This is a genomic window from Ottowia massiliensis, from assembly GCF_900240305.1.
Lineage (GTDB): Bacteria > Pseudomonadota > Gammaproteobacteria > Burkholderiales > Burkholderiaceae_C > Ottowia > Ottowia massiliensis.
This window is the reverse complement of record NZ_LT964854.1, coordinates 2,621,747-2,632,498: the sequence shown is the minus strand read 5'-3', so window position 1 is coordinate 2,632,498 and position 10,752 is coordinate 2,621,747. Positions and strand designations below refer to the sequence as shown.

Genomic DNA, 10,752 nt, shown 5'->3' with positions numbered 1-10,752 from the left:
ATGCGGCAGATAAAAGCCATTATAAAACCAAAAGCGGTGGTTGTCTTTTTTCTGGTGATGGGGATGCTGATCATCCTGTTTTTAATAGTGAGTGACGGCTGTTTGTGCGCGATAAGCCCCAACTTTTTCAATAGAATCATGAAGGGGGAGATTATTTTTGAAGATGGTATATTATTAGTTATATTTTTATTTATTGCGGTGGCTGTTTTATTTCAAGAAGAATTTGTTGTATATGAAAATGGAATATTGATGAAAACGAATATTTTCGATAAGGGTAAATTCTTTGACGAGTTCATTCTGAAAGATGATGGTTTGTTCGTCGAGGTGATGCTAAATAACCGGCGCTATAGGTTTGATAAAGCGTATTACATTATTTGGTATGCTGGAAAATAGTTAAAGGATATCCGCATGCGGGAGAAAATAAATTTTGCAGCCAGGCGGCGAAAGGGCGGGTAAGTCTATAGTATTCCTGTCAGTGGTTGATGGAGCTGTTTGTCATGATTACTTTTTTTACTCCTGATGAAATATATCTCAATCTCGATTGTGTCATGCCGACAGATGAAGAAATCGGGCTGTCTTTTATCAGGAAAATTCATGACGATAACATTTATTGTGAAATATATGAAATGAAGAGGAAATATATCTTTGGCAAATTTGTTATCAGAAAAATGGAGGCCGCAAAAGATATTCGTCGCCTGGCCATAAAAGCTGTCACAAGCGAGTCTATATTGTTTGCACTCGATTGCTCGTGTCAAAACCTTATTGATTTCTTTGCAAGACAAGGATACAAATGGAAAAAAGAGGAGACGAATGACGATATGCTTGATGGCGGAATGATATTCAGGGATTTTATTAATGACAAGTGCAGGCAATTGAATGTGGTCATATTTTCGCACGATGCAGAATACGTGTTTTTATATAAAAAGACGCATGACAGGTTTTCATGAGTTTTCGCGTTTTGGGTGGTAGCGATGATTTCAGGCATAACCGGATATCTTCTGACACTAACACAAATAAGTATTTTGCATCGTTTCCTGCTATCTTGTATTTAATATCAAAGAAATAGCATTTGGCTTGTTGTAGGGAGCTGCTTCCCATGCCAGCCATTCGGGGCCAAATGGATCAGCGCTTCTTTCGGCCGCGCCAGCCAGGCCGAAGGCCATTGCCACTTTCTTGTCTGGCCAATCCGCGCCGCCTCATGCAGTCTGCCCAAGAGGGTGTCTTTCTGTAGTCGTCTATTTGCTCCTCATTCAATAGCATGACGTCCTAGTGGAACGTGCGCGAAGGCCGTTTTCAGACCCTTCAAATTTGCTCCTGACTTTGATGCGGCAACGCCTCACCCCGCCACAGCCAGCCTCTGCCCGTCACGAATACCCAATGAAGCCCCTCATGCCCTGCAAGGTTTTAGCCGCCTCCGCCAAAGTTTTGCCCCTGCTGACGGCGCCCGTAGTGACCTTGGCGCTGACGCTATTGCTGCTGCAGCCGGTGCAAGCGCAGCAAAGCCAAAGGCGGGTGAGCCTGCCCAACCAGGACTACACGGAAAGCACGCAGGACCTGGCCGTCAAGACAGCGGGAGGGCGCGTCGTCATCAACCGCACCTGGAGCTGGGGCCGGTGGTACCTGAACGACGCGTGGGCGGACCTGAGCCTGAGAAGCGCGCCCTACATGAGGGCCTCACCCGGGCAAACTGCGCCCATCATCGCCATCGGGCGGGCTGAGCGCATCTACAAGAGAGTCACGGCCGCGACGCTGGCGGCAGCGGAAGCGGGCAAAGCCAGCACGGCGCGGCAAGACTGCCATGCGGCGCTGGCCGCAGGCGCGGTGAAAGCGGGCGACATCTGGAGGCTGAACGAAAACAACGCCATCCGCGCGCTGGGGCAGGCAGAGCACATCACGGGCTGGCAGTGGTACGACCAGGCGGGCAACACCATTGACTACGACGCGCAAGGGCGCATGCAAAGCTGGAGCAGTCCTGCGGGCGTCAAAACCAGCCTGATACGAGATGAAGCCGGCCGCATCCTGGGCGTCAAAGACCACGCGGGCCGGCAAGTCATCAGCATTGACTACGGCGGCGGACTGCTGCCCGTGCGCGTGCAAGACACGGAGGGCCACAGCGTTAGCTACGAATGGCAGCCGCTGCCCGCGCCGATACAGGCCAGCGGCAACGCGGCAGCGGCGCTGGCGCACGCCAGACTGCTCAAAGCCAGCGACGCGCGAGGCGGCGTCTGGCACTACGAATACAGCGCGGGCGGCCACATCAGCCGCCGCACGGACCCTGAAGGCGGGCAAATCAAACTGGAGTACTACCCAGTCTCCGTAGACACCATCACCCGGCCCGCCAGCGGCAGCGGCAGCGCAGGAGGAGGAGGAGGCGGCGGCGGCGCCATCGCGCCCATGCCCGGCCCGTGCGACCATGCCTCGGCGCTCAACCGCCCGAGCCTGATCGCCCGGGTGCACAGCCTCACTGACGAAGCGGGGCGCAAAACCGAATACGAAGTCGGCTACGAACACATCCGCCGCGAATACCGCATTGCTGTCAGCCTGCCTGGCGGCGCGCAACAGCGCCTGCGCTTTGACCACACGGGCCGCCTGATAGAAAACACCCTGGCCGGCATGCAGCTGATGCACGTGCAGCGGCTGGACAAAAACAGCGAAGCCATCACCGACGCGCGCGGCCAAACCACCCGCATCTGGTACGACAGCGCCTTGACGCGCCGCCCCGTCAAAATCATCTGGCCCGACGGCAGCAGCGAAAGCAATGAATACGACGCGGCCGGACGCCGCATCCGCCACACCAGCCCCTTGGGCGTTGTCAGCGCCTGGAGCTATGGAGAGCGAGGCCAGGCGCTCACCCACACCGAAGCCGTGGGCCTGCCCGAAGAGCGCACCTGGCGCTGGCGCTACGACAGCCTGGGCCAGCGCACCCAAAGCACGCTAGGCGCCAAAGACGGCCGGGGGCCGGACGCCCTCACCGAACACTACGCATACGACAGCTGGGGCAACCTCACCGAAATGCGCGATGCGGCGGGCCACAGCAGCCGCGCCAGCTACAACAGCCAGGGGCTGCCGCTGACCCATACTGACCCTGAAGGCCGCACCACCCGCTACGCCTGGGACGCCGCAGGCAACCTCACCAGCATCACCAACGCCCAGGGTGAGGCTACCCGCTACCAATACGATGTCCGTGGTCGCCGCACCGCTGTCATCCGCGCCAGCGGCCAAACCAGCCGCACCCGTTACAGTGCAGCCGGACAAGTCATCGAACAACTTGCCCCCGGCCAAAACCAAGGCCAGGGCCTGCGCATCGAATACAGCGACGCTGGCCTACCCATCAAAACCACCGGCGCAGGCGGCCTTGTAGCCACCATTGCCTACGATGAGATAGGCCGCCGGACAAAAACCACCGACCCGGCAGGCAACGTCACGACCTATGAATACGGTGCAGAAGGCAGCCCGCTGGCGGGCCTGCTCACTCAGATCAACTACCCCACCTACCGGGAAAGCCGCCAATACGACCCAATGGAAAGGCAAACCGCCGTCACGCAGCACATCGAACACGGCAAAACCCAAACCCAACACCAGGCCTGGGACGCGGCAGGCAACCGCATTAGTACAACAGACGCCCAAGGCAGAACCACCCTGTACGAATACGACGCCTTGGCTCGTCTCATAAAAACCACCGACGCATTAGGCGGTGTCACCCGGCAAAGCTGGGACGCACATGGACGCCTGCTCAGCATCACCGATGCGCTGGGCCATCGCCACACCTATGAATACGACAAGGCGGGCCGCCTCATCAAGGAAACCCGCCCCTTGGGCGGCGCCAACACCTACGCCTACGACAAATCCGGGTGGCTCACCCAGAGAGTAGATGCAGGCGGCAACACCCACCACTACGCCTATGACGCCGCAGGCCGCATCACACGGGAAGAACACAAAAAAGCAGACCAGACGCTGGACGAACGCACCAGCTACCAGTACGACCCGGACGGCCAGCTCACGGCCTACGAACAAAGCGACGCACAAGGCCGCCTCATCAGCAGCGCCCGCTACCGAAGAGACGAGCAAGGCCGCATCCAGCGCAGCGAAACCACCTACGGCAGCGCAAACCCCGCAGAAGCCAGCCTCATCTACCAGACAGGGCAAAGCTTCAACGCCGACGGCCAGCTGCAAAGCCACCAATACCCGGATGGCAGCACCCAGCGCTACAGCTACCAAAACGGCCAGCTGACAGCCATCACCCTGCCCAACCAAAGCCAAATCCACTACGGCAGCTATCGCTGGATGCAACCGCAGCAAATCCGCACACCCGGCGCCACCAAGACACTGAGCTACGACGCGCTGCAAAGGCCCGCACTCATCGAAATCAGAAGCGGCCAGAACCCAAACAAACTGCTGGCCCAGCGCCGCTACGCGTATGACGAAGCGGGCAACATCGTGCAAATCCAAAGCGAGCTAGGGCAAACCGGCTATGACTACGACCCGCTGAACCGCCTGAGCAAGGCCGAGCCAGACCAGGCGCTACAAACCCTGGGCCTGCCCCAGGAGGCCTACAGCTACGACGCCGCAGGCAACCGCCTGAGCAGCGCCCACCAGGCCGGAGCGTGGGCCTACAACGCCGACAACCAGATGACGCAATACCCGGCCACTACGCCCTTTGAGCGCAACCCGGGCGTGGAAACGCAAGTGAGCTACACGGCGCAAGGGCACACGCAAAAGGAAAGCAACGTGCTCGAGAGCAAAGAGTATGAATACAACGCAGCCGAAAGGCTGATCCGGTATGCCAGCACAGAGCAAGGCCAAAGCGGGCCGCAAATTGAAGCCAGCTACCGGCATGACCCGTTTGGCCGAAGAATTGCCAAGACCGTCAAACAGGGCGGCCAGACAAAGACCACCTACTACATCTACAGCGAACAGGGCCTGATGGCTGAAGCCGACGAAAAGGGGCAAATGATCAAGGCCTATGGGTTCAACCCGGTAGCGGCCCAGCTGGGCCTATGGAGCACCGACCCGGTGTGGCAAGCCGAAACGCCAGGCGGCAGCCTGACGGATCCAAAGGCGCGTTATGACTGGCTGCACACGGACCACTTGGGAACGCCCATATTGGCGACGACAAAAGAAGGGCAAGTGAGCTGGAAGGCCATCGCAGAGAGCTTTGGCTCAACGCAAATCATCGAGCAGGACATTGAGGTGAACCTGAGATTCCCGGGGCAGTATTACGACCAGGAAACGCAGACGCATGACAACTTTCACAGGGATTACAGGCCGAATGCGGGGAGGTATTTGCAGGAGGATCCGATTGGGTTGGAAGGGGGAATCAACCTGTTTGCTTATGTGAATAACAACCCCTTGCTGCTGATTGACAGCTTTGGATTAAAGGGAAAAGCCAAGGCGAAGGCAGACCCCTGCCCGACATGTGATGCACAGCTGCCTGAATCACCCGTCAAGGAAGTGGCATTGACCTGTTTTGCGGAAGCCAGCTATGACTGCGATGAAGGAGACAAGGAAAAAAGAGCCATTACGGATGTGATTTATAACAGGGTTAATGCAAATGAACGTATGTGGGGATATAACACAGTGACAGGTGTTCTCTCAAAAGAAAATCAGTTTTTGGGCTATAGGAGTCCACAATATAGAAAGGCAGAAAACAATACGGACAAACTGGCGGCCAAGGAGTGTCAGAAGTTGAAAGATTGCATTGATGCAGCTCTGGCTTCTTCAGAAGGGGTGCAGTATGCATACGATGGATTCAATCAGAGTAAGGGAGCGGGAAGGACAAAGATATGCGTGCATTATTTCAGGATTGAAAAGGCTAAAAAGTGATTTTAAGGATCATCTTATGTATTGCGCTACTTTTTGCTGTGGAGGTTCACGCGCGTGAGTGCCTGTCTAAAAACGAAATCAAAAAAGCGGTCGAGCAATCTTTCTATTCGTTGTATCGTTGGCAGAGCTATTGGTATGGATATTATTATAATATTGATTTGGAGTCGCGTATCAGACGTGATGGACGCATGGTCATTGATTTCCTTTCTTTAAAAAGAGAGTCGCCAAACAGGTTTTGTGTGAGCAGAGAAAATGGTGTGCTTACACAGTTTAGTGCCTATGTGAGAGGCGTAGACATGATATACACGGGCGAAATACTGAACGGAAAAGCCGACATGATGGCTACATTTGGCGATGCAAGCGAGAAGGCGGGAGAGGCTTGGCATGATTTTAATCGGGAAATTGGCTATCAATTGAATGTCAAGTTAGATGCCAAATTATTGAAGCTCACATCCCCAATAATCGTTCCCGAAGAAAGGCTGCATGAATATATACGGAAGTCTGTTGCATTGTCTGAATACAGGCATCTCTTTAATGATGGAATCGTTTTTGGCTCTCCCAGAAAGGAAGATACAGTTCTGCTGATTGCGAGCAGGGATTTTGAAAACTTGTTCTTGCTGGATTTTCTTCCATTTGATGTAAAAAGGAGAGGGCAGCACGGGCGCATAGCCTCGTGGTATATATATGTGTATACGGAAAATCTATCTACTGATGCCGAAAAAGAAGAAAAAATAGATAAGATCGAGAAACACGTCAAGAGTCGGCTTCGCAATGATCATTTTGTGATTGATTGCGACGAGTGTTAGCTAGCATATTAGCTTTTGATGGTGCTTGCATGAAAATGGTTTTCACGCTTGTTTTAGGACTGGCATTGCTGTTTCCTGCTGGAGCGCAGGCTGGAGAATGCCTGTCCAGAAACGAAATCAGAAAGATGATTGAACAATCTTTCTATTCATTGTATCGATGGCAGAATTATTGGTATGGGTATTACTATGATATAGATTTAGAATCGCGCATCAGACGTGATGGGCGCATGATTGTAGATTTTGATAAAGAAGATTTTTCATATGGATTTTGTATTAAAGATGAAAAAAATAATAAACCAATACAATTCGCCGCTTATTTGAAAGGTGTGGACTTGCTCTATGTTGGTAATATATTGAACAGGAAATCTGATTTGCAGGCTGTATCTGGTAATGCTGAAAAAAGGGTGGGGGAAGCTTGGTATTATTTTAATCAAGGGGTCGGTTACAGGCTGAATATTGAACTGAATGCCAAATCATTGAGATCCGCAACGCCCGATCTAATTCTAAGCGAAAATCTGCATAAATATATAAGAAAGTCTGTCGTATTGTCCGAATATAAGCACTTTTTTAAGGATGGAATTCTTGCGGGGCCTCCTCGAGAGGAGGATCCCTTTATATTAATTGCAAGCAAAGACTTGAATCATTTGTTCTTATTGCGTCTTATCCAATTTGACAATGAAAGAGATGGACAATATGGGGAAGTATATTCATGGGATGTATATATATATATGGAAAATCTATCTACTGATACTGAAAAAGAAGAAAAAATAGATAAGATCGAAAAACACGTCAAGAGTCGGCTTCGCAATGATCATTTTGTGATTGACTGCGACGAGTGCTAGCTGGTATATTATTTTTTCTGATGGAGTATGTCATGAAAATGGTTTTCGTGCTTGCTTAGGGAAGGGCATTACTGTTTCCATCCGGAGTGCAAGCCAGAGAATGCCTGGCCAAACATGAAATCAGGAAAATGAATGAATCACACAGCGGCTTGCTATGGGGTCATTCACTGCCGACGGCCAGCTGCAAAGCCAAAGCTGGCCCGACGGCAGCCGCCAGGACTTTGCCTGGGAAAAGGCCGGCTCAAACAAATCAGCCTGCCCGACCAAAGCCGAATTGCGCTAGGCGCCTACCAATGGCTCATGCCCGGCCAAATCGAGCTGCCCGCAGGCGCGCGCATCACGCAAAAGCCCGACGCCTTCCAGCGCCTGGCGCAACTGCAAGTCACCGGAGCCAAACCCCAGGGCGCCGGAGCCAGCGCAGCCCAGCTGCTCCAGCGCCGCTACAGCCGCAACCCGGCGGGCCACATCACACGCATCGAAAGCGAAGAAGGCGCCAGCGCCTACACCTACGACCGCCTGGGCCGCCTCACCCAAGCCGAGCCAGACCAGGCGCTGCAAGACAAAGGCCTGCCAAACGAAGCCTACAGCTGGGACGCCGCAGGCAACCGCCTGAGCAGCGCCCACCAGGCCGGAGCGTGGACCTACAACGAAGCCAACCAGCTGCTGCAATACCCCCGTGCGCTCGACGAAAACGCCCCCGCGCAGCAAAGCCAAACCGAACAAGTCAGCGCCAGGGTCACAGACCATCTAGGAGCGCCCGTATTGGCGCTGAACAAGGCGGGCGAGACGACGTGGAAAGCGAACTACGAGGCTTTCGGCAAGGCCAGAATCAATCCGGCCTCGACGGCGCAAATCAACCTGCGACTGCCGGGCCAGTACTTTGATGCGGAAACGGGGCTGCACCAGAACTGGAACCGGGACTATGCGCCGGGCATTGGCAGGTATGTACAGGCGGATCCGTTGGGCTGGCGGGGGAGGGTGAATCTATTCTTGTATGTAGCAAATAACCCTGTTAATAGAATTGATCCAATGGGACTTTTTGATGTGACTGATCCGGCAGATTGGCCTCAGTTACCAATGGGCGTGGCGGAATGCATTGAATCGAGAAGATGGGATTGGGGCGTGTTATGGAGAGATGAAGGAGAGTCATATTCAATGACTGGAAAGGTAATAACAACTCTTGAATTCGCGAATAGTGCAGCCAATATCCTAGCAGGAAAAACTGCCCGCCGTTCTGGAATAGCCGGTATTGAGCCGCATGCTACAACGTGGCAACATAAAGTATGGTCAGCCATTGGGAAAGAATATCAAATGAGGATGACGGGGCGCTCTTTTGGCTCCGTGCAGGCTGAATGGAGTAACAGAGGAAGAATTTACGGGAGAATTGCACTATTACCCAGCATATGGGAAGGATATTGGGATATTGGTTCGATAATTTATTGCTCATGCATGAATAAGTAGAAAAAATGAAGTTGTTCATATTTTTATCGGTAGCTGTATTTTTTATTGCGGCATGCATATATGGGGAAAGGTGCGCGAGAGAGAAGGTTAAACAACGTTTTTTGGGCAGAAGGTCTATTGATTTGGATGTTTTATGCGGTTCTTTTTGCCAGAAGGATGAATTCAATAAAGGCAGGATCAAAGAAATGCTTGAATTTGTTGCCGCTGAATTATTTATTGATCCAGGAGTATTGCGTCCGGAAGACAGGCTCGATTTTGAGTTGGCCCCACCGGATTTTGATTGTGAAAAAGATTTCTGGAGAGGAATATTGAAAAACGTCAACAAATCCAGGAAGGAACATATTGAATACGCGAAAATTGTTACGCTTGATGATTATGTATGTGCACTAATAAGGCTTCTGGAAGGGGCATGCAAGTAAAATCACATGAACGGCGGCGTCTGCACAAGGTAAGGTAGTCCATAAAGCTAAGATTGAATAATCGAAATCATCTGTGCGTTCCGCATCGATCTGCTATTTGAAAGCATGTCGATTTATTCGCTGGCGCACGCATCACTCAAAAAAACGACGCCTGCCAACGCCTGGCACAACTGCGAATGACAGACACAAAACCATAGGATGCAAGCGGTGGATAATTGCGCCTGGTATGGTTATGGTTATGAGAGGCGGTTTCATTTGAGGGGCGTGAATGCAATTGATGAAATAGGTTGGAATTGGATATAATCATGAAACTGACAAAGAATGATATATACACAATCTGCATCAAGAGATTGGCGCAGATATTTGGTTTGGATGTTTCTCAGATTGATTTGGACATGAATTGGGATTGCAAGTTGTTCAATGTCAAGCGATCATTCTGGGAGGTTAGTCCATTTGAAGAACTTAGTGATGATATTGAAGATGCTGCCAATGAATTAACTCTCAGAAAGATTATGAATAATCAACTGATGATTAGAACAGTAAGGGATCTTTGCGAATATATGGTGGACAGGTATGAAGATGATCCAGACCTGTTTGTAAAAAATATGTTCCCGCCATTTGATAAGGCATGGCTGGAAGATCGTAAATAAACTGCCTGTCTTATGGTTCTGAAAAAAGAAAGAGTCAGATGGCAATGTGCTTGAATGGGCTTGGCAAGAAAAAATTCACTCTTAAAGCATCCGCGCTCCAAGGAACATTTCCGTAAAAGAGTCAAAGGAGAGAGCAGGGTCAATGAAAAACCGAATGCGAGCTTTCAGAGTCCTATGCCAGTCATTCGGGGCCAAATGGATCAGCGCTTCTCTCGGCCGCGCCAGCCAGGCCGAAGGCCATTGCCACTTTCTTGTCTGACCAATCCGCGCCGCCTCATGCAGTCTGCCCAAGAGGAGCGTCTTCCTGTAGTCGTCTATTTGCTCCTCATTCAATAGCATGACGTCCTAGTGGAACGTGCGCGAAGGCCGTTTTCAGCCCCTTCAAATTTGCTCCTGACTTTGATGCGGCAACGCCTCACCCCGCCACTGCCAGTCTCTGCCTGCTGCTGACACCAAACCGAAGCCTCTCATGCCCTGCAAGGTTTTAGTCGCGCCCGCCAAAGTTTTGCCTCCACTATCAGCGTCCGTACTGACCTTGGCCCCTGTCCTTGTTGCTGCTGCCGGTGCAAGCGCAGCAAAGCGGCGGGCGGCGCGTTTGTCAGGGCTTGTTTGCGATCTTCAAACGGTTTGCAGGCGCGAAAAACGCCGATTCGCGCGCTCTTGAGCGTTGCAAATCCTCGCCGGGCAGCCATTGGGCCGCAAGACCCGTTTGCGGTTTGCGCCTTGTTGCCCAGCCCGAACTGCGCGCTTT

The 10,752-nt window shown here is 52.2% G+C and carries 9 protein-coding genes; all 9 read left to right on the top strand.

The features are described 5' to 3' along the window. The 9 genes from C1720_RS11720 (at position 1) to C1720_RS11695 (ending at position 10,001) form a co-directional block, all read left to right on the top strand. Positions 1-393 (top strand): hypothetical protein, encoded by a 393-nt coding sequence (locus C1720_RS11720; RefSeq protein ID WP_102284329.1) that lies wholly within the window; start codon positions 1-3, stop codon positions 391-393. A 104-nt stretch (positions 394-497) separates the two neighbouring features. After that, positions 498-947 (top strand): hypothetical protein, encoded by a 450-nt coding sequence (locus C1720_RS11715; protein ID WP_146007018.1) that lies wholly within the window; start codon positions 498-500, stop codon positions 945-947. Between the two features lie 442 nt (positions 948-1,389). Next, positions 1,390-5,823: an RHS repeat-associated core domain-containing protein gene (locus C1720_RS11710; protein ID WP_158241726.1), complete on the top strand. Its 4,434-nt coding sequence runs from the start codon at positions 1,390-1,392 to the stop codon at positions 5,821-5,823. Beyond that, a complete protein-coding gene (locus C1720_RS11705; RefSeq protein ID WP_146007017.1) occupies positions 5,820-6,629 on the top strand; it encodes a hypothetical protein in 810 nt (269 codons plus the stop codon). The genes C1720_RS11710 and C1720_RS11705 overlap by 4 nt, the downstream gene beginning before the upstream one ends. 29 nt (positions 6,630-6,658) lie before the next feature. Then, entirely contained in the window at positions 6,659-7,471 is an 813-nt protein-coding gene (locus C1720_RS13295; protein WP_146007016.1) for a hypothetical protein, read from the top strand. Positions 7,472-7,625: 154 nt separating this feature from the next. Beyond that, positions 7,626-7,754, top strand: a complete 129-nt coding sequence (locus C1720_RS14470; protein ID WP_255397824.1) for a hypothetical protein — start codon at positions 7,626-7,628, stop codon at positions 7,752-7,754. Between the two features lie 17 nt (positions 7,755-7,771). After that, entirely contained in the window at positions 7,772-8,932 is a 1,161-nt protein-coding gene (locus C1720_RS11700; RefSeq protein WP_199171005.1) for an RHS repeat domain-containing protein, read from the top strand. A gap of 5 nt (positions 8,933-8,937) precedes the next feature. Continuing rightward, positions 8,938-9,351 (top strand): hypothetical protein, encoded by a 414-nt coding sequence (locus C1720_RS13290; RefSeq protein WP_146007015.1) that lies wholly within the window; start codon positions 8,938-8,940, stop codon positions 9,349-9,351. A gap of 305 nt (positions 9,352-9,656) precedes the next feature. Continuing rightward, the gene (locus C1720_RS11695; protein WP_146007014.1) at positions 9,657-10,001 is read left to right on the top strand and encodes a hypothetical protein; all 345 of its coding nucleotides are present in this window, start codon (positions 9,657-9,659) and stop codon (positions 9,999-10,001) included. Positions 10,002-10,752: the final 751 nt, after the last annotated feature.